This is a genomic window from Coprococcus sp. HPP0074, from assembly GCF_964238105.1.
GTDB lineage: Bacteria > Bacillota > Clostridia > Lachnospirales > Lachnospiraceae > Faecalimonas > Faecalimonas umbilicata.
This window is the reverse complement of the sequence record NZ_CAXSKS010000003.1, coordinates 121,792-140,642: the sequence shown is the minus strand read 5'-3', so window position 1 is coordinate 140,642 and position 18,851 is coordinate 121,792. Positions and strand designations below refer to the sequence as shown.

The following is an 18,851-nucleotide window of genomic DNA, read 5'->3' as shown; positions in this document are numbered from 1 at the left end:
CCTTATTTTTGCCTTAAATCAATCCATTTTTGAACTGTTTTATATATATTTGCTATTCCTTCGTCAAATTGTATTGTTAACAACATACACCGTATATCTCAAAATTCATGTGATGATTTTATATTACAATGTTTAAATACTTTTAGACGGCACTCCAACTCTTCTACAACCTAAACTTCACTTACGAATGACTTTCCTCATACCCGATCCACAAAATTCATGAGGAATTATTTTAAATCCTCTTGATTCATAGAATGTTTCTTTTCCTTTTTCTGCAATCAATTGAATACTGCTCCTGCCTCCGCCTGGTGTTGCACTATCGACATATTCAATTATCATATTAAGTATTTTACTGCCAATGCCCATTTGTTGATAAGCCGGCTGTACTACAATGTCTACTATCATATAATACATTCCATCACCAATCAATCTTCCCATACCGACTACTTGGTTGTCTTCTTCTGCTGCCACTGTATATAAACTATTTTGGAGTGACTTTTCAGTTTGTGTTCTTGAAAAATTTATCCACCCAACGCTTTCACGAAGTTTACAATATTCCTCATAACATAAAGTGTTTTCTTTATAGTTCACGTAAAATATATCCTCCTAATCTAGGTTTATCAAATATGAAGTAGTTACTCATCTCTATTTGAATGATATCTTTTTAAATTCACAATCCCCTCCAGCCCCTCCCCAACCGCACAAAGCATATTCCTCACAAACAAACAGAATTGTTATATGTTTTATATGCCACTTCAAATCTTCACTTACTCAAATTTGAGGTTGAATGGTATCATCCAATAAATTCCCGTATTCTTATCTTCAAAACAATAATAATGTGGTCTATTACCTGCCTTATTCCCCTTGAGATACGGATCAGGCATATCTTCAAAAAATCTGTCCTTTATGATGTAAAACCCTGTTTTCTTCATTTGTCCATCCTCTCTGCGGAAATATGGAAAAAGTCCCTCGCTTTTCGGCAAAGGACTAAACTTTCAACTCAACCATTTATATACCGCATATCGGTCAGCGGTAAACTTTCAACCCGACCATTTATATACCACATATCGGTCAGTGGTAAACTTTCTTTGTAACAATATACTAACAAGTACAAAGCGGAAAGTCAAGAGAACTATCCATTAAAATTATATGCTGTTGGCACAAATTTATTCGAACTCGTCTTTTACATTCGTACAAATGCTTATAAAGTGTATTATCAATTCGTTTTATGTGTGTTTTATGATTGATTATCCGCATAATCCACTTCGTCCGTAATGTTTTTGTAGCCAAAATGTAGCCACTAATTTTATTCACCTCACAGGAACTTATTTACCCCGTCAGATTTTCATGCCTCATAGTGAGTTCTTTCTAACGGCTTACAAGTAGACTATGGAAGTACTCTATAGCAAGGGCAGTCCAGCAGAAGGCAGATTTTATCCGTGCTGTCATAGTTGGCACATTTGTTTACCAGCCGCCGGATCGCTGCCCGTTCAGATCGTGTCAGTTCCCGTGATGCCGGGCCGCTCATTTCCGCCTGCCTTTTGCTGCTGGAAATTCCAGCTTGAAATTCACATACTTGTCACCCGTGTCATCCAGCACCACTACCGCGTCATAGGTTTTGCCAGTCTTTTCGCTGTAAAGCCCGGATATGGAAATGCAGCCCTATTTCAATAGAGCAACCGCAACGGATTTGGTTATGGTTTTCTTCTTGGAAGTGAAGAACTTATTGTCTTTCCAGAGAGCAAAGGCACAATCCCTGTTATCACAGAAAAAGCCCTTTTTGCCCTCATACACAGGTGCACCACAGCGGGGACAGGTGCCGACAGCATCCTGCTTTCCTTTAGCGTCCGGGAACAGTTTGGCAAATCGTTCCTCCGGTGCAGTATGTTCTTTTACCAGTTCCCGGCACATTTCCGTGATCCCTTCCATAAAGGTATCTGCGGATAGTTCGCTCCGTTCCACCTGTTTCAGCATAATCCATAAAAGTGGAAATGTTCACCGGTACATGTGCATGGTGAACGGTCTGGATCTTTGTAATCTCGCGCAGGGTATCTTCCAAGGAGCGCCCCTGTGCCACCTGCTCCGCAAAAGGTTCCAGATAGACCGTAGGTGAAAAGTTCTCGCCCTCTCGAAGAATGGTAAGCCCGTTCAACATACGGTCATTGCTTTTTGTAACTTCCTGGATAGAAACCTTTGCAGTCTCATATTCCGGGGGAAGGTATTCTTTGATGTGGTCTTTCACATATTGGTTAAATTCCTCTATCTGCATATAGCCTCCTTCATTTTTTTAGATTTTGGGTAAGAAAAACGCACACTTAAACTGTGCGCGCATATCAAACGGTATTCTTATTGCCCTGTGCTGCCGAATCCTCCTGTACCACGTTCCGCACCCAGATCCGTCACAAAATCTGCAATAACAACCGGGGCAATTACGAGCTGCCCTACACGGGAGCCTTTGGTGAGTTCCTGAATTTGGTTGCTGACATTGCTGATAATGGCATGGCTCTCTCCACGATAGCCAGAATCCACGGGCGGCAGCTCGCACACCAGGCCCTTAACTGCCATGCTGGTTCGGGGAAAGATATAGCCGGCATGGGATACTTATTCTCACTTGTATCCGGATTCCGATAAGGCTCTTGCCGATAAAACAGAAGTGATGATTAGGCAGGAAGAATACGAAAAAGAGAGAAAAACAAATTCTATTATTCCTAACGATATCTTTGTTGATATGGTTCCTGGCTCTCCACTATCAAAAGCAAGCCAGTATCTTCTCAAAAAATCAATAGATGATGGAAACGAACATATAAAAAAGAACAACCAAAATATTTTCTCCAAATATGGAATTAATATAGATAGTGAAGAGTTGTACGGATATCCTATATCAGCATATCTTGATTTGATAGCTTTTGGCGATTCAATCATTCATATTATTTCTACCTTCAGGCCGGATCCGGATATGAAGGATTTTGTTCTAGCTGTTTTTTCGGATGCGATCAGTACGTGCGAGATGGTTAATGGCAGCATAGAAAAATTGGATGATTTTATGGCCAATACAACCATACCGAAATATAAGAAATTATGCGGAAAAAGCGGAAATTTCTGAGTTTTAACATCACGGAATAAAAAAATAGGGCACTCTGGGGTTTGGTTTATTATTCAAATTCGACAATTACTAATCAATTTTGTTTAGAGATTATTCTCTGTCGTGTTTACAGTTCTTTTGATTATTTGATTTATCCATATTATCCTGCCTATACAGGCTAATGTTATCATTTTGTTATCGGTGTTGATAACACTTGCTCTGTAACTGTGGATAATAGCACTATATTCTATTTCAGATCATAAGCGATTTTGCTTAAAAAATCAATCCCTATTCAAATTCATACCATTCCTTAAATCTCAGTCTTTGAGCAAAATACGATTTTTTTTATATTCAATCATGCCATCTTTCTGCATTTTAGAAAGCTCGTTGCACATAGTACTGCGGTCAACATTCAAGTAATCTGCTAATTGCTGGCGGTTATATGGAATCAGAAAAGAATTGCTTCCGGCATGTTTTGCGCATTCTGAAAAATAAGACATCAATCGGCCTCGTATGGATTTGGAACTGGTGTGCAAAATCCTTTGTGAAAGTTGCAGACTTTTATGAGCACAGACAGTCAGTAGATTTCGTGCAAGGTTTGTATGAAAAGGGCAGGCGTTTGTGCAGGTAGTCAGAACACGTCCCACATTCATAAACAACACAGAGGTATCTTCCACGGCAGACACTGTAACCAGCATCGGCTGTCCCGGAATACAGGCATATACCTCAGCAAATACAGAACCAGGTGCAACACTTCCTAAAATGCTGGTATTCCCCCAAATATCGTTACAAGATATCATTGCCATGCCTGACAGTACAATGCCGATATTCTCTATAATACTCCCTTCTGAAAGAATTACTTCTCCTTTTTTATAATTGCGTTTTACACTATTCAAACAGCTTAAAAGTGAGGAGATGTCATCTTCTTCTAACCCACGGAATAGCTGCATATCGGATAATTTCATATTTTTTACCCTTTCGTTGTTATAACAACAGATTTTTATTTTTAATTATAATATACTATGCCCAGAAAGACAAGAGAAAGGATGGTATAAAATGATTCGAAGAATTATCCAAATAGATGAAGAAAAATGTAACGGATGTGGTGCGTGTGCCGAAGCTTGTCACGAGGGTGCAATCGGCATGGTAAACGGCAAAGCAACACTTCTGCGAGATGATTATTGTGATGGTTTGGGAGATTGTCTGCCAACCTGCCCGACAGGTGCAATTTCCTTTGTGGAGAGAGAAGCTGCCGCCTATGATGAAAAAGCTGTGCAGGAAAATATGAGAAAAAAAGCGAAAAGCAATCATGCCGCTGTTCCCCATACAGGCTGCCCCGGCAGTCGAATGCAGCGTATTCAACATTCACAAGAAACAACTCCTTCTGCCCGGGTACAGACAGAATCACAGTTGGGACAATGGCCATGCCAAATCAAACTAGTACCGACTAATGCACCATATTTTGACGGCGCAAAATTGTTAATTGCAGCGGATTGCAGTGCATACGCCTATGCCAGAATGCACGAGGATTTCATGCGTGGGAAAATTACGATTATCGGCTGTCCAAAGCTTGACAACATAGACTACAGCGAAAAGCTGACGCAGATCATTCAAAACAACAACATTCAAAGTGTGACGGTTGTACGCATGGAAGTTCCCTGCTGCGGCGGACTGGAATTAGCTGCCAAAAAAGCGTTGCAGGCAAGTGGAAAATTCATTCCTTGGCAGATTGTTACGATTTCGTTGGGTGGTAAAATTTTGGAATAAAAGGAGAGATACTATGAGTAAAAAAATGAAAAACATTGCTCAATCAGAAGTACTGACGCTGAGAGAACAAATTTCTTATCAGGAGGGGCAGGTTGTCAGCAAAACTTTGACACAAAACCAGGCAGTAAGTATTACCCTGTTCTCATTCGCAAAGGGCGAAGAGATCAGCACCCATGAATCGGGTGGGGACGCCTTCGTCACCTGCTTGGATGGTATCGGAAAAATCACGATTGATGGCGTTGAATATCTGCTGCACGAAGGAGAATCTATTGTCATGCCAGCAGGCCATCCCCATGCGGTATATGGGCAGGAAGCGTTCAAGATGCTTTTAGTAGTTGTATTTTAATCAAACGCAAAATTGACAAAGGAAGGTGATTTTATGAAAGCAACAAAAGTAGATAAGGATCTCTGCATTGGCTGTGGGCTTTGCTGTGGATCTGCGACGAGGTTTTCCGTATGAACGAGCAGGGAAAGGCGGAAGCGTATCAACCAGCAAACGCTGAAAATCAAGGTGCTGTACAGGAGGCCATCGACTCGTGTCCTGTGTCTGCAATCGCCTGGGAAGATTAATTCAAACGCGTCTATATGCTTTTTTGATTGAGAAGAAACCACATTATTTCAAATTTTAATAGTTTTTAGGAGGCATATTATGGAACAAAAAATGTTTTGCTATCAGTGTCAGGAAACCGCCGGGTGCAAGGGCTGCACCATGTCCGGCGTATGCGGAAAGAAACCTGATGTAGCGGCCATGCAGGATCTGTTGGTCTATGTCACAAAAGGAATTTCGGCTATTACGACTGCATTGCGTCAGGAAGGTAAGCAGGTATCTGCCAAAATCAATCACTTGATTACTCTGAATCTGTTCACTACCATTACCAACGCAAATTTTGATAAAGAGAGCATTGAATCAAGAATCCGTGCTACACTGACCGAAAAGGAAGTTCTGCTAAAGCAAGTTACCAATCTGACTGTTCTGCCTGAAGCCGCAAAATGGAACGGATCTGAAAACTGGGAAGAAAAAGCCAGAACTGTCGGTGTTCTTTCTACCGAAAACGAGGATATTCGCTCTCTGCGCGAGTTAATCACCTACGGTTTGAAGGGACTTTCCGCTTACTCGAAGCACGCAAATGTGCTGTTGAAGGACAACGATGAAGTTGACACATTTCTTCAGAAAGCACTGGCTGCCACGCTGAATGACAACCTTAGTGTAGAAGATCTGATTGCTCTAACAATGGAAACAGGAAAATACGGTGTATCCGGTATGGCAATGCTGGATAAGGCTAACACAGACAGCTATGGAAACCCCGAAATTACAAAAGTAAATATCGGTGTCAGAAAGAACCCCGGCATTCTGGTATCCGGCCACGACCTGCGCGATTTGGAAATGCTGTTAGAACAGACACAGGGAACTGGAGTGGATGTGTATACGCATTCCGAGATGTTGCCAGCTCATTATTATCCCGCTTTCAAAAAATATCCTAACTTTGTTGGTAATTATGGGAATGCTTGGTGGAAACAAAAAGAAGAATTTGAATCCTTTAACGGTCCTATTCTAATGACAACCAACTGCATTGTTCCTCCTAAGGATAGTTACAAAAACAGGCTTTACACTACCGGCGCTGCGGGATATCCGGGATGTACACATATTCCGGGAGAAATTGGCGAACAAAAAAATTTTTCTGCGATTATTGAGCATGCAAAAAAATGTGTCGCTCCGAGTGAAATCGAAACCGGTGAAATCATCGGCGGATTTGCCCATGCACAGGTTCTGGCTTTGGCAGATAAAGTTGTAGAAGCTGTAAAAAGCGGTGCTATCAAAAAGTTTGTGGTTATGGCGGGCTGTGATGGTCGAGCAAAGAGCCGCGACTACTATACAGAATTTGCTAAGGCTCTGCCGAAGGACACTGTCATCCTTACTGCCGGTTGTGCAAAATATAAATATAACAAGTTGCCTTTAGGCGATATCAATGGCATCCCACGTGTTCTGGATGCAGGTCAATGCAATGATTCCTATTCCCTTGCTGTAATCGCCTTGAAACTCAAAGAGGTCTTTGGGCTTGACGATATTAACGATCTGCCAATTATCTATAATATCGCATGGTACGAGCAAAAAGCAGTTATCGTTCTTCTGGCTCTTTTATATCTTGGTGTGAAGAATATCCACCTTGGCCCTACACTTCCGGCATTTCTCAGCCCGAATGTTGCAAAGGTCTTGATCGAGAACTTCGGCATTGCAGGAATTGGCACTGTGGAAGAGGATATGGAGAAGTTTTTCGGTATTAACGCATAAAAAATACTCCGTCAAAAGAAATAGATCCAACAGGCATAAAGAAACCTCGGAAACCCTTATAAAATGGGCATCCGAGGTTTTCTGTCTGTTATTCGAATTCTTGGGCGGAGAGATTTATCTGGCTGTTTCTTGGTACACATTTGTGTATTTTATTTTTCATATTCATCTTATTTCGCATTTTTGTGTACCTCATCTAAAATTTTTAGAGCCAAAATGGAGCCATATAATACCTGTATTCCAAACTCCTATGACTTATGCATAGCATAAAAGTAACTCCTTTTATGCTATACTTTTCTTTAATTCTGCAATAAATTCTTCAATTTCTTTATCCATTTCTTGCATTATCCGATAAAAATTCCTAACCAACATTTTACCATCAATTCCTAAAAATTTTCTCAATTCTTCAAACCAATCATGATAATCATTTCCATCAATGGTTGCTAACATAGTAATAATTTGCTGCTTTTCTTTTCCAACGATTTCACAAAACTTCTCGAGATTTTCCGGCACATGTAAATACTCCCTATATAACTCTTCTAGTGCTTTATTCCCTGGTAAAAATAACCATTTCCAATTTAATTTTGATGTATCTAATCGTTCCCTCATGTCTCCATCGTAAATTCCTATAAAATTATATTTTATTTTATCACTTGACGGAAACTCCAATCGATAAGTTATAGCCTTTTCTCCACCTTCAGCTACATCGATCGTATACTTTTTTAAAATGTATGGTGCCTTATCCTCTAAAATAATTGATAGAAAATCATATGCTACCCTATCCTCAACAAATAATGTTCCCGTATAGCTTTGTGTAATACCTAATATATCCTCTGCCATCATATCGTCATCAGGTTTAGTAATCATAGCCATATTTCCCATTCTACTTACTATTCGTATATTACTATTTTTTACATGTTCTAACAAATAAGGCGAATGTGTCGTAACAATTGCCTGAATCCCTTTTTCTGCTATTTGTTTTCCCAAATAGTTTGCAAAATGAATTTGTGAACATATACTTATATATGTTTCAGGTTCTTCAATAATGACAATTGTTCCCGAATTACATTTATTTATGTACCAAAACAAATAAAAAAGAAAATGTTCACCTCGCCCCATACTTCTTGAATCATACTCTATTTCATCAATAGTGACATTAAAAAATGGAACTATTCCTATCCCTTCAATATCTTCAAATTCCCATATTTTACATGATTGATATCTTTTCCCCGTCAGATAACAAATATCACTGATCTGTTCTGGTAATAATTCATATTCCTCATTTTGTTCAAGCAACTCTTCAAAATTTGCTTGTCTTATATTAAATTCTTGAATTTGAATATTCTCATCACAATCCAAGTATTTAATGCTATCCAAATCATATCCTGTATCATACAAGCGTTTTCCATTACAATTCGAGCAGGAAATTTTCTTATTATCACATTCGAATTGTCCATTAACTGTAGCGGATTTCAATTTATGTAGATCACTTTCGCTTAAATTTAATCCTAATAAATCTTTTACAGCCGCTACAATAGTACTTTTTCCTGCTCCATTTAAACCGCATATTGCCGTAATGCCCTTTGAAAAGGATATCTCCTGTAAATTATTTAGCCCATTGAGTTCTACGCTTAATAAATTTCTACTATATTTTCTTTTATAAACTTTATCCCAATAATCAGTTTCTTTTGCTTTTCTCATCTAAAAATTTTCTCCCCAATTATACTTTTCAACAATTTTCTCAAGCGTATAATTAAAATTCTCCACTTCAGCAAAAGTGTCCATCGTGTACTGCAATAGTTCCGACTCTTCGTTCCATAGCATATCTCTAAAAAGTGTAATAATAATGTCTCTATATATTATTGAAAGAGCATCTGTACTTCCCATACTGGTTCTCTGATTAAATGTATTTAACATAACTTCAAAAAACGGAACTTGTTTTTGTAAACTTAAGAAGGTCTTTATATATTTATCATCAACTTTTTTATACTTTCCTTTTATATAAGCTCTACAAAATTCCATATAACTAATAGTATTTTGTAAATCAGTTGTTTCTGAATCCAGATTTCTGCGAATATATACAAACCAACTAAATATCGTTGCTTTATTAAATGAAAACTTAAAATCCTTCCATTCTGAAACACATATCATAAATTTTCTTAAAGTTTCATCAACAATCTCAATACACTCATCTGAAAACGGCACAGCCTGTCGATATTGAAAAGATATGTCATTAGACGTAATTTTCTTCTTAAGTGTATGGGTTTCAACCGCAAAACAGAATTTTGATATTATCTCATCATATGCTAGGCGCGAATTTGAAAAACCTATGGTTTCTTTATCTGCTCCCAACGCAACAAATTTATTTGATAATTCTTTCACTTGATCCCTAGTAGCGCCAATATATGCATTTCTTTGTTCTGCAGATGTTAATGCAGTAGGTTGATTTAGTCTATAGAATAATTCTGCTGGTTCTTCCGGTCTATACTCTGTTAATCTTATGATTACAACACTATACTGTCTAAACTGCCTTTGCCATTTTAACGGAAGATCTCTGTAATGCATTCCATTCAAATTTGCTATTTCCTGATCTTTTGGCAACACTGTTCCATCAACACAAATAATATTGTCAAAAAAATCTCGTATTGCAGCAAGTCTCTGCTGACCATCTAACACTTCATCCACAGATTGTGAATTATGGATTACATGTATCGGAGGGATTTTCCACCCACGCAATATTGAATCAATAAGTTTTTGCTTTTTTTGAATAGTCCAAATCTCGCCTCTCTGAAAATCCGGCTGTAAATCCATATCGCCATTTTTTATTCTATTAACAATCGTTTCAATTTCTAAATCTGTTGACTCGCATTTCATATTCTTATCCTCATTATATAGTCATATTTATCCAATATCTCTCAATTTATTTACAATACATATGATATGAGGGTCAAAAGGTATTTTGCCCCTCATTTATGATTAATCAGATTACTACATGCTACGCATTCCCGTAATCTGATCATCATACATATAGTTTAATATATCATTCATGTTGGTTTTTATACACTCGTTATATCAATTTCAATAGGATTTTCCCATCGATCTACGCCTTTGATTAATAGAGTTCCATTTATCAAAGTAAATATCTGATATTCATTTGTATATTTACCATAATAATCTAGTTCAAATTGCGCATCCCCAATTATATCAATTGACGAATTATTTGTTTCAATTCGAGGTACTACCTTCAGAATATCATTATACCTAGTTTTTCCCATAGATGATACTAAAACTCTTGCCTCATGCATATATTCATTCTCCAATTTAAAATGCATGTATTCTCTAATTGCACATTGTGAATTTGCAAAGGTACTAACATCAACTCTTTCTCCCAAAATAACACCTTCTTTCTGTATAATCTTTAAAAATATTACTATTATTTTTTTCTCAATACATTTGAAACCGTTGATTGGGATACATCTAACATGGCAGCTATTGTTTCCTGGTTTATTTTCTGTTTTGCCAAATCCCTTATAACTTCATTTCTTTGTGCTACTGATGCAATCTCCGGTAATTTATGAATGGTTTCTGAAACCACTCCAGATGCCGTTACACTTTTAATAAGTGTTGTTCCATCACTTAACACAGCTCTTGCAATTTTGGCACCCGTTTTTTTATTTGGCTTAAACGCTAAGGATACAACATCTGACATTGATTTACCCACGTTTTTTAAATCTGTATTCTTAAACACATTCATTAAATTCGCAGCCATAATTTTCCTCCCGCTTATTACTTTAATATTAAAATAATATTAAAGTAATATTTTGTCAACTACTTTTTCAACTCTCATACCTAAAAAACTCCCTAGCCATCATCTCCGCCGTAGCCCGGTTATACCCCTTCTTCAGATACCCCTGCACAATCGTCCCGAACATCCACTTAACCATCTCATCCTCAATATCACAATATGCCTGCAGCTCCCCAGACAAAGCCATTGCCACATACTCTATTGGCTTGTTATCCAACAACCTATGCAGCTTCGCCAGTGACTGCTCTGTTGTCCTTAGAGCAGCCTCCACTTCTTCGCACTTTATCCGAAGCATATTTCCATCTGTAAACCACACCTCAACATAGCCGTTATCTATGTTATAAGCACATTCCACAATATTATCTATTCGATTATCTTTCATATCATCCATCCTTCCCATTATCTTGTCCCATAAGACTTGTCATATCGCCTTATCTGCTGTTCTGTACGCTCCTGTTCCTTTACCTTACGAATAATCGTATCAATCTGCTCTGCACCGGCATATCTCTTCACACGCTCCAGATCATCAGCCTTTTCCTGCAACAGCTCTGTCCTATCACTCATATCCTTAATCTTGCCCTTGTAAAACTCCACATCATCTGACAATCTCTTCTTTTCCTTTCGAAGCTGTATTATTTCCTCTTTTAGCCTTACACACTGGATTGTCAGATTCTTTATCAGTGTTTTAAGCTTATTCACAAATGACATGACTACCTTATCCCGAAATGACTTAGCACTTGCAAATGCTCCCGGTTCCGGCAATTGCCACTCCGGTGCTTCATCATACTTTCTTACATCACGCTGTAATAACTGCTCCGACTGCACTATCTGCTCTATATGGCTCTTAAGCTCATTCTGTTGCTTTTCAAGTTGAACATTATTCTGTTGCAAATCATTGTATTTCTGTCTTAATACCTGATTATCAGATTTCAATGAATCATTCCTTTGCTCCAGAGTGTGATTGTCAGCAGATAACTGATCATTCACATTCTCCAATTTACTATTCGTATATTGTAAATCTTCATGCCTTTGTTCCAGTTCTTCATTATCGATCTGCAACTGTAACTGCTTTTGCTTCAAATCATGATTATCCATACGAAGTCTATCTTTGCGACTCTCAAGCCTTGCATTTTCCATCCTCAAATCTTGATTACTTGCAAGCAATACTTCCTTTTCCTGTTGTGCCACAGCCCCTTCTTCTTTTGCCCTTTGCGTAGCCTCTTCTGCCAGTTCTTTTTCAGTTGTAGCATTCTTTAATTCCTGTTTCTTTACAGAAACCTCTTCTCCAAGCTGTGCAACCACCGAAGATATTTCCCGCTTCTGGCTATCCAATTCAGCTACTTCCCTTGCCCGCTCTTTCTTTTCAAATTCAAGCACCGACAAATGTTTCTCATGTGTACCCTTTTGCAGCCATTCCACACCATATCGCTCCATGACTGTCGCAAGTTCCTGCTTTTCTGATGCAATCCACTGATTTAATTCGGTAGCACCTCTAGTGCCACCAGTGAAGCCTTCTGCCACCAGTGCAGATTTTAATGATACCCTTGTATCAAGTCCTCGCTTGCTTCCTGTAATATATGGCACAAAATCAATATGCAGATGCGGTGTTTCTTCATCCATATGCAAATGTGCCGAGAATACATACAAGTTCGGATTTCTAGCTTGGAACTCATCCATAAATTCCATTAAAATTCTTTTTGCCAACAATCCATCTTCACTTTTGGCATTCATATCATCTTTATTTCCGATTTGAAATATCACTTCATGAAATAACTTTTCCTGCTTGCCCCTCCTGATTTTTTCATAATAATTATCAATCACCCGATCTTTCCGTTTCTGTTTTGCATTATATCGTTCCAGAGCTTCATCAAACAACTTATGATAAACCTGTTTAATATCTTCCTGGCGAAACTCCACATTATCAACACTTCTGTTTTTATCTACATTCTTAGCTGTAAATGCTCTGGTATTATGTTTCACAGAACCTTTTCCAATCATTGCACTTATCGTTCTCTCCATAGGCAATCTTCCCCTTTCTTTTATCTGTCATATTAGCGCCGGATATCGGCATAGAGCGAGGTTTCCTCGCTCTGGCTTTGTTACTTTCGTCGAAAGTAACGCAAAAGCACTTTTGACATCAACATCTCCTTTCAGGAGCTGTCGCCATCAAAAATGCAACCTGACAAGTCAGGTTTTGCGCCCTGCCGGGAGCTTTTCTGCCTGCGGCAATCAATGTACACAAGCCTCCATTGTGTCAACCACACCACGTTTTCCTTATCCATTCTAACGGAAGCGTGACACGCAGCCGTTATATATGTTTAAGAAAAACTACCACCGAAAACTCTCCGGCACACCTCGTCTATCCAAATATTCCTTTCGAGCCTTTTCCTTTTCTTCTTCTGTTGGCGCAGTCTTATATTTTGTATACAATTCTCTCATTACCATTGCATCCAGTTTCTTCTCTAGCCCCTGTTTTATCTGAGGCAACAGTTCCACCTGTTCCAACATAAAATATCTCATTATCGCAATGAAAAGTTCTTCTGAAATCTGTACATTTTTCATACCAATCCACCATTCCTTTCCTAATTCATTCAAGACCGCAACACTGCAAAGTCTATATAATTTGCAACCTTGCAAAATTTATCTCCGCAATTTCTATATAGCCTGCAATGTTGCGTTCTTGCCCTATCTCTGCTTTACTGCATCCAGTTACCAATACCACGAGTTATTGATTTTCTTTGCCCGAATGCCCAATTCTTTCTTTGCATTTTCCAATGTTCTCTTTGAAATGCCCTGTTCATCAGCCATTTCAAAAACTTCATTACTCTGCACCATATTAGTTGTTTCTGCCAATTCACAAAGCATTTGCTTTGCCTGTTCCAGCTTATTTGCTTTTGGTGCTATACCACCAAGTACTTCATCTGCTGTAATCTCATAATCTCCCAACCAATGAAAGCCCGTTTCTGATAACATAAATGCCTTTGGATGTCCAAATGCCGCAAGATTATTCTTTATCTGAACAACTGCTCTTGTATTGGGTTCTCCCTCTATTCTGCCGACCAGAAGCACACTCCTCGCCACAGCAAAGAAGTCAATGGAACCCATGCCCCTGTATGCTGCTTTATTACCAGATGCCTTATTCATATGACCGATAAGAAGAATTGCACACTGGTATTTCTCTGCTAATGCTCCCAACTTCTTTGTCATATCTCTTGCCTCATTTGCCCGGTTCATATCCATGCCACCACCGAGATACGCCTGTATGGGATCTAATATCAATACTTTTGCCCCAGTCTTAGCAAGTGCCTCTTCCAGTCTTTCATCTGCCATAGACAATGATTTATCACTTTCATCTATAACCAGTATCTTTTCGCAGTCCGCCCCGGCAAGTTCAAGCCTCGGCTTTACTGTATCTGCCAGTCCATCCTCTGCTGTCTGATAAATGACATTTACCGGCTCCTGCACGTTCATATCAATGTCGAGATCTTCTCCCTTTGACAGCTTTGCTGCTATATTTAGCACCAATGTGGTCTTTCCATCACCCGGATCTCCCTGAATAATTGTCAGCTTCCCATATGGTATAAACGGATACCACAGCCATTTCACTTCCTGTGACTCAACCTCCGACATCCGTATCATCTTTAATTCTGTCTTCTGTTCCTCCATAAAAGTCCTCCATTTTCCAATCTTTTATTTGCTCCTAAGAAGAACCTCTGCTATACTCTAGTTGTATTTACAGGTGTAACAGAGGTTTTCTTTTGTTACCGCAAGTCCTAACAGTTGCCGCTGTCAGGACTTTTTTCTTTATCAGTCTGTGTTCCCTGCCAAAGATACTTTGCTCCATCCAGCATTGAAATAATCGCCTGTAACATATCCATACAATCATTTCGCATATCTGCCAAACCATCAGCCGTTAGCGTTACCTCCTGTTGTTCAAGTTGCTTTATAAGTTCAGAAATATTTGTCTGCATATTTTGTAATTCCTCTACAAGCTTGTAAATGACCTCTTTCTTGCCTACAACACATATTCTGTTATAAATACAGGAACGTACAAAATAATCTTTCTTCTGCATACCGCTTGCAAGTATCTTGGCTTCAATCATTTCCCGCTCTCTGTCCGATACACGAAAGCTGATTGTTGGATGTTTGTGTACTCCGCTCATAGATTGTCCTCCTCATTCTCCAGCTCTAGCCTGTCTGCCAGTTCTGCCTGCTTATTCGGATATAAATGTGAATAAGTATTTAATGTTGTTTCTATCTTTTCATGTCCCAGCCGCTCCGCTATTGCCAATGGCTGAAATCCAAGCTCCACCAGAAGTGATGCGTGGCTGTGACGTAGATCATGAATACGGATTCTCTTAACTCCTGTTTCCTTTATGCCTCGTACAATCTCATGCTCCATATAAGATTTTGTAAATCGGAACATTCTTTCATTTGGCATAATTCCATATAAATGACTGCAATATTCTTTTAACTCTTCTGCCAGAAATGGTGGAATAGTAATCTTACGATTGCTCTTTGGTGTCTTAGGTGGTGTAATTACATCTTTTCCATCCAATCTCTGATATGATTTAGAAATGCTTATAATTCTTTTTTCCAAATCAATATCTTCATAGGTGAGTGCCAGCAATTCTCCTATACGCATTCCTGTCCAATACAAAAGCATAAATGCCATTCTCGCCTCTGGTTTCTTATCCATAGACGGAAGAAACTGCTTAAACTCCTGTTTTGTCCAGAACTCCATATCATCAGCCTTGCTTTTCCCGATACTTCCTGCTTTCCTGCATGGATTATCGTTCAAGTCATAATATCTGACCGCATAATTGAATAGTGCTGCCAACTGGTTATTAATACTTTTAAGATAAGTCGGTGCGTACCCCTGCTTAATCAATTCATTCTGCCAAGCCCTGATATCTGAAGTCTTAATCTCACACATCTTTTTCTTTTTGAAATATGGTGTAACTTTCAAATCAAACACATATCTTTTATTCTTGATTGTGCTTTCTCTAAGCCGGTTCTCCACATCAGCGAAATAGATTCCAACAAAATTCTCAAAGTTAATATCCAAATCTTTTCTCTGCTGTTGCCGGAAGTTCCGCTCCCACTCCTCTGCTTCTGCTTTTGTCTTAAAGCCTCTTTTGTTCTTTTTATGGCGTACACCCTGCCAGTCCTCATAATAGAACTGGCAGCGCCATGTTTTACCATCTCGTGTAGCTGGCATATCATCATCTCCTCTCCATTAACCAACTGCCATACCATAAAACTTTTCTTCAAAATACTTTGTAGGTACCTTGCCTGAAATCACTCGATAGCCTTTTTCTTTTAATTCATTATTAAGACCACGAATGATTTTGTAAGCATATCCTCTTGATACTCCAAGAATCTGTGCAGCTTCATCTGCTGTTACGTACATCTTCATCGTATTCTCCATATTGTGTTCTCCTTCCTGTTTTTATTTTGGTACACTTTTGTGACCTTGTTTATCCGCATTATATAGTACACATTTGTGTCCGTCAAGCAATTTAATCAATTTTTTATACACAAATGTGTCCCATTGTGATAGAATAGGGGTAACAAATCATAGAGGAGCATTTTTTATGACTACTGGAGAAAAGATTAAATACTTTCGCAATATGCGTGGAATATCACAGGAAACGCTTGGTCAGTTGTCCGGCATAAATTCCGCAACAATAAAGAAATATGAATATGGAATCCGTAATCCAAAACCTGACCAGCTTTTAAAGATTGCCAATGCGCTAGGCATCAGCATTAACATTTTCATGGACTTTGATATAGAAACAGTTTCTGATGTATTATCATTACTGTTTAAACTGGATGACCAGATTGATATGAAATTTGAGGCAGATAAGGACGATGAGGGCAATTTCAAACCTGCTACTGTTAAGCTGTCCTTTAAGAACAACCTCATCAATAAAAAACTCTGTACCTATATGAAAGCTCTGCAAATTCGTGAAAATATGATAAATGCTAAAGATGAATATTCAGAAGAAGAGTATGCTGACAGTTTACAGCATATCAATGAAAATATCGAAGAAATCAAACAGCATCTGCTTGATGACAATATGGTTGTCAAAAAAGGGACTGACCGCCTTACTGTAAAAATTTTTCCAAATTAGTGAAACCTCTTGAATTATCAGACATAAGATGATAATATCTAATTAAACAGAAAGCACCCACTCCAAAGGTGGATGCTCCGAGTTTAGGTTAATGAATGTCCTTAAGGACACCGCCTATCCTGTGGATCAGACAGGATAGGCATTTTTATTTTCGCTTGTTTCTCTTATCGAGAAAGGCAAGCAACGCTACAATCAAGCTACCAAAGGACATCAGCAATGCTAATATCCCAATGAAAATCGAAATGATCTCATAAGCCGTCATCGGCGCCACATCTACACTCCGTTTCGGTCGGTGCTAAGCAGGTGCCACTGGCACCTAGCACCCCTTCCTATGTATTCCGGTTGCCCGGTATCATAAAACTCGGGAGGCTACCTCTACGCTCCGGTCGGCGCTAAACAAGCGTCCCCCGGACGCTTAACGCCCTGTCATGGGTACTTTCCTTAGATAGTATCCTAACATAAGAACTAATGCTTCTGCAAGGATAAATAAAAATAATTGATTATCTGTTGTTATTTCAATCCTGCCTCCTTAAATTTTTCCAATCTGTAATGGTGTTCATTATCAAATTCCTTAACACCATTTTTGTAATCATATCCAAATTTTCTATAAAACTCCGTTGCTGTAATGGATGCCGGTATCTCAATTCTGCTTGCTCTTACATAAAATTCATCCGTTTCTAATGTATTTATGATTTTTCTTCCAACACCCTTTCCATGAAATTCTGGGAGGACAAAAATAGACAAAAGTATACTTTCTGTTTCACTTCCCCAAAAACTTGAGATAGAACCTGTTCCAATTATTTTTCCATCAAATTCAAAGACGTACATATGCACATAACTTGCCACATTCAGAACTTTTTCCACATCGTAAACCTTTGCAAGTTTTTCCATTGCTGATATGCCATAATCTTTACTATTAACCTCTAAGAAGTTCCTGACAATAAGATTTCTGACCTCTTTGGCATCCTCTTCCTTAAATCTCCTTACCTCAATATAACTCTTTACATAAAAAACTAATGTCATATTTTCGTTTACAACTATTTCATCTCCAGTTCGAACAAATCCACATTTTTCATACAAATGGCAATTTTTCTCTTCCTGCTTAATAGTAGATAACCACCATTCTATTGTATTCGGATAAATATCAAATAATTGTTTGATTACGTTACTGGCAATTCCTTTATTTTGAAACTTTGGAATAACAAAAATAGGAGATATCCAATTTACATTCTTGTGTACTTTTTGTCCTTTATGCCATTTAACTCTTACAGCTCCAGCTTTCTCACCATTAAACAAAATAAAATAGAAATCCGAATTATCATCAACTATCTTCTTTGTTATTGTTTCAAGGCTTTCTTTCGCCGGACTTGTAGCATCATCCTGATATTTTTCATATAAGGGAATAAACGCTTCTATCTGCAGTTTATGCAGACATTCAGCATCTTCTCTTGTTATCAGTTTAAGTTCAATTAAATCATTCATTTTCTACACCTCTTTCTTGTAAACATAAAAAATCGCACCAAACATTCAATGTCCAGTGCGATAAATCCAATTTAATAAGATGCAATGTATGTAAAATCTTCTCTTATATTCTGGTTTTATGCACTAGACTAAAAGACCTACACGCTATAACCTAATGCACTAACCTTGCATGTTTATAGCCGTGTACGTCCGTAATACATGTACATATAATGTCTTGAATATAAGTTCTGATTCATGTGTATGTTCTCCTTCAGCTTTTTTATAAGATTAATCTATATTCCTTCTTATGTC

24 protein-coding genes and 1 pseudogene are annotated in these 18,851 nt (G+C 38.3%); 6 read left to right on the top strand and 19 right to left on the bottom strand.

The genetic code is table 11. The features are described 5' to 3' along the window. Nucleotides 1-177: 177 nt before the first annotated feature. The 5 genes and pseudogenes from ACESPO_RS05095 to ACESPO_RS05075 all read right to left on the bottom strand — a co-directional run. Nucleotides 178-591: a GNAT family N-acetyltransferase gene (locus tag ACESPO_RS05095; RefSeq protein WP_270196888.1), complete on the bottom strand. Its 414-nt coding sequence runs from the start codon at nucleotides 589-591 to the stop codon at nucleotides 178-180. A 176-nt stretch (nucleotides 592-767) separates the two neighbouring features. Then, complete coding sequence (locus tag ACESPO_RS05090; protein WP_009263172.1) at nucleotides 768-932, bottom strand: hypothetical protein; 165 nt, start codon at nucleotides 930-932, stop codon at nucleotides 768-770. A gap of 455 nt (nucleotides 933-1,387) precedes the next feature. Next, nucleotides 1,388-1,528 carry a cysteine-rich VLP protein gene (locus ACESPO_RS05085; RefSeq protein ID WP_081636858.1) on the bottom strand — a complete coding sequence of 47 codons (141 nt, stop codon included), beginning with the start codon at nucleotides 1,526-1,528 and terminating at the stop codon, nucleotides 1,388-1,390. 312 nt (nucleotides 1,529-1,840) lie between these two features. Then, nucleotides 1,841-2,269 carry a DUF5688 family protein gene (locus ACESPO_RS05080; protein ID WP_270196887.1) on the bottom strand — a complete coding sequence of 143 codons (429 nt, stop codon included), beginning with the start codon at nucleotides 2,267-2,269 and terminating at the stop codon, nucleotides 1,841-1,843. Between the two features lie 77 nt (nucleotides 2,270-2,346). After that, nucleotides 2,347-2,595, bottom strand: a pseudogene (locus tag ACESPO_RS05075) (dUTP diphosphatase); the annotation flags it as partial. A 16-nt stretch (nucleotides 2,596-2,611) separates the two neighbouring features. Here ACESPO_RS05075 and ACESPO_RS05070 point away from each other — a divergent pair. Further along, nucleotides 2,612-3,103 carry a hypothetical protein gene (locus ACESPO_RS05070; protein WP_016439652.1) on the top strand — a complete coding sequence of 164 codons (492 nt, stop codon included), beginning with the start codon at nucleotides 2,612-2,614 and terminating at the stop codon, nucleotides 3,101-3,103. A 296-nt stretch (nucleotides 3,104-3,399) separates the two neighbouring features. Here ACESPO_RS05070 and ACESPO_RS05065 read toward each other — a convergent pair whose 3' ends face one another. Next, nucleotides 3,400-4,047, bottom strand: a complete 648-nt coding sequence (locus ACESPO_RS05065) for a Crp/Fnr family transcriptional regulator (protein ID WP_016439651.1) — start codon at nucleotides 4,045-4,047, stop codon at nucleotides 3,400-3,402. Between the two features lie 91 nt (nucleotides 4,048-4,138). Between ACESPO_RS05065 and ACESPO_RS05060 the strand changes: the two genes are divergently transcribed. From ACESPO_RS05060 to hcp, 4 genes are all read left to right on the top strand, one after another. Beyond that, nucleotides 4,139-4,849: an ATP-binding protein gene (locus ACESPO_RS05060; RefSeq protein ID WP_320619498.1), complete on the top strand. Its 711-nt coding sequence runs from the start codon at nucleotides 4,139-4,141 to the stop codon at nucleotides 4,847-4,849. A gap of 13 nt (nucleotides 4,850-4,862) precedes the next feature. Further along, on the top strand, nucleotides 4,863-5,195 hold the full coding sequence (locus ACESPO_RS05055) for a cupin domain-containing protein (RefSeq protein WP_009242442.1): 333 nt from the start codon (nucleotides 4,863-4,865) through the stop codon (nucleotides 5,193-5,195). A gap of 110 nt (nucleotides 5,196-5,305) precedes the next feature. Next, nucleotides 5,306-5,419, top strand: a complete 114-nt coding sequence (locus tag ACESPO_RS05050) for a 4Fe-4S domain-containing protein (protein ID WP_004842264.1) — start codon at nucleotides 5,306-5,308, stop codon at nucleotides 5,417-5,419. A 79-nt stretch (nucleotides 5,420-5,498) separates the two neighbouring features. Next, complete coding sequence (hcp, locus tag ACESPO_RS05045) at nucleotides 5,499-7,139, top strand: hydroxylamine reductase (protein ID WP_004842266.1); 1,641 nt, start codon at nucleotides 5,499-5,501, stop codon at nucleotides 7,137-7,139. Between the two features lie 279 nt (nucleotides 7,140-7,418). Here hcp and ACESPO_RS05040 read toward each other — a convergent pair whose 3' ends face one another. The 11 genes from ACESPO_RS05040 to ACESPO_RS04990 form a co-directional block, all read right to left on the bottom strand. Continuing rightward, complete coding sequence (locus ACESPO_RS05040) at nucleotides 7,419-8,837, bottom strand: ATP-dependent nuclease (protein ID WP_270666471.1); 1,419 nt, start codon at nucleotides 8,835-8,837, stop codon at nucleotides 7,419-7,421. Next, nucleotides 8,838-10,010 carry a DUF262 domain-containing protein gene (locus ACESPO_RS05035; protein WP_270666472.1) on the bottom strand — a complete coding sequence of 391 codons (1,173 nt, stop codon included), beginning with the start codon at nucleotides 10,008-10,010 and terminating at the stop codon, nucleotides 8,838-8,840. 182 nt (nucleotides 10,011-10,192) lie between these two features. Continuing rightward, on the bottom strand, nucleotides 10,193-10,528 hold the full coding sequence (locus ACESPO_RS05030; RefSeq protein ID WP_270666474.1) for a hypothetical protein: 336 nt from the start codon (nucleotides 10,526-10,528) through the stop codon (nucleotides 10,193-10,195). A gap of 41 nt (nucleotides 10,529-10,569) precedes the next feature. Continuing rightward, on the bottom strand, nucleotides 10,570-10,905 hold the full coding sequence (locus tag ACESPO_RS05025; RefSeq protein ID WP_270666476.1) for a helix-turn-helix domain-containing protein: 336 nt from the start codon (nucleotides 10,903-10,905) through the stop codon (nucleotides 10,570-10,572). A gap of 67 nt (nucleotides 10,906-10,972) precedes the next feature. Further along, complete coding sequence (locus tag ACESPO_RS05020) at nucleotides 10,973-11,323, bottom strand: DUF6061 family protein (RefSeq protein WP_270666478.1); 351 nt, start codon at nucleotides 11,321-11,323, stop codon at nucleotides 10,973-10,975. Between the two features lie 17 nt (nucleotides 11,324-11,340). Continuing rightward, nucleotides 11,341-12,960: a plasmid recombination protein gene (locus tag ACESPO_RS05015; protein WP_270666480.1), complete on the bottom strand. Its 1,620-nt coding sequence runs from the start codon at nucleotides 12,958-12,960 to the stop codon at nucleotides 11,341-11,343. A gap of 309 nt (nucleotides 12,961-13,269) precedes the next feature. Then, complete coding sequence (locus ACESPO_RS05010; RefSeq protein WP_270666482.1) at nucleotides 13,270-13,503, bottom strand: complexin-2; 234 nt, start codon at nucleotides 13,501-13,503, stop codon at nucleotides 13,270-13,272. Nucleotides 13,504-13,650: 147 nt separating this feature from the next. Next, on the bottom strand, nucleotides 13,651-14,607 hold the full coding sequence (locus tag ACESPO_RS05005) for an AAA family ATPase (RefSeq protein ID WP_499788550.1): 957 nt from the start codon (nucleotides 14,605-14,607) through the stop codon (nucleotides 13,651-13,653). Between the two features lie 107 nt (nucleotides 14,608-14,714). Next, on the bottom strand, nucleotides 14,715-15,104 hold the full coding sequence (locus tag ACESPO_RS05000) for a plasmid mobilization protein (RefSeq protein ID WP_270666486.1): 390 nt from the start codon (nucleotides 15,102-15,104) through the stop codon (nucleotides 14,715-14,717). Further along, nucleotides 15,101-16,162: a site-specific integrase gene (locus tag ACESPO_RS04995; protein WP_270666487.1), complete on the bottom strand. Its 1,062-nt coding sequence runs from the start codon at nucleotides 16,160-16,162 to the stop codon at nucleotides 15,101-15,103. Before ACESPO_RS04995 ends, ACESPO_RS05000 begins: the two co-directional genes overlap by 4 nt. An 18-nt stretch (nucleotides 16,163-16,180) precedes the next feature. After that, nucleotides 16,181-16,372 (bottom strand): ICEBs1 excisionase, encoded by a 192-nt coding sequence (locus tag ACESPO_RS04990; protein ID WP_116444116.1) that lies wholly within the window; start codon nucleotides 16,370-16,372, stop codon nucleotides 16,181-16,183. A gap of 166 nt (nucleotides 16,373-16,538) precedes the next feature. Here ACESPO_RS04990 and ACESPO_RS04985 point away from each other — a divergent pair, with 166 nt between their 5' ends. Continuing rightward, nucleotides 16,539-17,078: a helix-turn-helix domain-containing protein gene (locus ACESPO_RS04985; protein WP_227596738.1), complete on the top strand. Its 540-nt coding sequence runs from the start codon at nucleotides 16,539-16,541 to the stop codon at nucleotides 17,076-17,078. Nucleotides 17,079-17,223: 145 nt separating this feature from the next. On the opposite strand, the gene ACESPO_RS04980 is transcribed toward ACESPO_RS04985, so the two are convergent. Both ACESPO_RS04980 and ACESPO_RS04975 read right to left on the bottom strand, forming a co-directional pair. Continuing rightward, on the bottom strand, nucleotides 17,224-17,340 hold the full coding sequence (locus ACESPO_RS04980) for a putative holin-like toxin (protein ID WP_022085598.1): 117 nt from the start codon (nucleotides 17,338-17,340) through the stop codon (nucleotides 17,224-17,226). A gap of 248 nt (nucleotides 17,341-17,588) precedes the next feature. Further along, nucleotides 17,589-18,560: a GNAT family N-acetyltransferase gene (locus ACESPO_RS04975; RefSeq protein WP_270666489.1), complete on the bottom strand. Its 972-nt coding sequence runs from the start codon at nucleotides 18,558-18,560 to the stop codon at nucleotides 17,589-17,591. Nucleotides 18,561-18,851 lie beyond the last annotated feature (291 nt).

Excerpts from the sequence above, each read along its gene's own strand:
- ACESPO_RS04985 (WP_227596738.1), top strand. The coding sequence starts at position 16,539 with ATGACTACTGGAGAAAAGATTAAATACTTTCGCAATATGCGTGGAATA.
- ACESPO_RS05020 (WP_270666478.1), bottom strand. The coding sequence starts at position 11,323 with ATGAAAGATAATCGAATAGATAATATTGTGGAATGTGCTTATAACATA.
- ACESPO_RS05015 (WP_270666480.1), bottom strand. The coding sequence starts at position 12,960 with ATGGAGAGAACGATAAGTGCAATGATTGGAAAAGGTTCTGTGAAACAT.
- ACESPO_RS04980 (WP_022085598.1), bottom strand. The coding sequence starts at position 17,340 with ATGACGGCTTATGAGATCATTTCGATTTTCATTGGGATATTAGCATTG.
- ACESPO_RS05085 (WP_081636858.1), bottom strand. The coding sequence starts at position 1,528 with ATGAGCGGCCCGGCATCACGGGAACTGACACGATCTGAACGGGCAGCG.
- ACESPO_RS05025 (WP_270666476.1), bottom strand. The coding sequence starts at position 10,905 with ATGGCTGCGAATTTAATGAATGTGTTTAAGAATACAGATTTAAAAAAC.
- ACESPO_RS05035 (WP_270666472.1), bottom strand. The coding sequence starts at position 10,010 with ATGAAATGCGAGTCAACAGATTTAGAAATTGAAACGATTGTTAATAGA.
- ACESPO_RS05010 (WP_270666482.1), bottom strand. The coding sequence starts at position 13,503 with ATGAAAAATGTACAGATTTCAGAAGAACTTTTCATTGCGATAATGAGA.
- ACESPO_RS04975 (WP_270666489.1), bottom strand. The coding sequence starts at position 18,560 with ATGAATGATTTAATTGAACTTAAACTGATAACAAGAGAAGATGCTGAA.
- ACESPO_RS05090 (WP_009263172.1), bottom strand. The coding sequence starts at position 932 with ATGAAGAAAACAGGGTTTTACATCATAAAGGACAGATTTTTTGAAGAT.
- ACESPO_RS05060 (WP_320619498.1), top strand. The coding sequence starts at position 4,139 with ATGATTCGAAGAATTATCCAAATAGATGAAGAAAAATGTAACGGATGT.
- ACESPO_RS05000 (WP_270666486.1), bottom strand. The coding sequence starts at position 15,104 with ATGAGCGGAGTACACAAACATCCAACAATCAGCTTTCGTGTATCGGAC.
- ACESPO_RS05055 (WP_009242442.1), top strand. The coding sequence starts at position 4,863 with ATGAGTAAAAAAATGAAAAACATTGCTCAATCAGAAGTACTGACGCTG.
- ACESPO_RS05050 (WP_004842264.1), top strand. The coding sequence starts at position 5,306 with ATGAACGAGCAGGGAAAGGCGGAAGCGTATCAACCAGCAAACGCTGAA.
- ACESPO_RS05040 (WP_270666471.1), bottom strand. The coding sequence starts at position 8,837 with ATGAGAAAAGCAAAAGAAACTGATTATTGGGATAAAGTTTATAAAAGA.
- ACESPO_RS04995 (WP_270666487.1), bottom strand. The coding sequence starts at position 16,162 with ATGCCAGCTACACGAGATGGTAAAACATGGCGCTGCCAGTTCTATTAT.
- ACESPO_RS05005 (WP_499788550.1), bottom strand. The coding sequence starts at position 14,607 with ATGGAGGAACAGAAGACAGAATTAAAGATGATACGGATGTCGGAGGTT.
- hcp (WP_004842266.1), top strand. The coding sequence starts at position 5,499 with ATGGAACAAAAAATGTTTTGCTATCAGTGTCAGGAAACCGCCGGGTGC.
- ACESPO_RS04990 (WP_116444116.1), bottom strand. The coding sequence starts at position 16,372 with ATGGAGAATACGATGAAGATGTACGTAACAGCAGATGAAGCTGCACAG.
- ACESPO_RS05065 (WP_016439651.1), bottom strand. The coding sequence starts at position 4,047 with ATGAAATTATCCGATATGCAGCTATTCCGTGGGTTAGAAGAAGATGAC.
- ACESPO_RS05080 (WP_270196887.1), bottom strand. The coding sequence starts at position 2,269 with ATGCAGATAGAGGAATTTAACCAATATGTGAAAGACCACATCAAAGAA.